Below are 273 nucleotides of genomic sequence, written 5' to 3' on the forward strand. Positions count from 1 at the left end.
ATGACCACTGAGACGGTGAGGGCCTTCTACGGGATCGTAGCTGCTGGCCCGGATGTTGACACGCCGCCCTGGCTGTTCATCCTGGCCAGACACATCGACGCCTGGGACAAGGCCTCGCAGGCCTACATGATGGCCGCGCATCAGCATGCTCGGCCTGTCCTCAATGACATGGAGCGCCTCTCCGCGTCGAAGTAAGCCGGGGGGCTGGGGGACACCCCAGTGAGCCCGAAGGGCGTTGCAGAGGGAGGGGTACCCGACCGGTCCACCTTCAAG

Annotated in this window: 1 protein-coding gene; it reads left to right on the plus strand. The window is 64.8% G+C overall.

The window, feature by feature from the left end:
• Positions 1-195 (plus strand): hypothetical protein (locus tag ABG80_RS23110; protein WP_058089447.1); only part of this gene is annotated, 195 nt, incomplete at its 5' end.
• Positions 196-273 lie beyond the last annotated feature (78 nt).

Origin of the sequence: Aquabacterium parvum (assembly GCF_001447195.1) — a bacterium.
In the GTDB taxonomy this organism is placed as follows: Bacteria; Pseudomonadota; Gammaproteobacteria; order Burkholderiales; family Burkholderiaceae_C; genus Aquabacterium; species Aquabacterium parvum.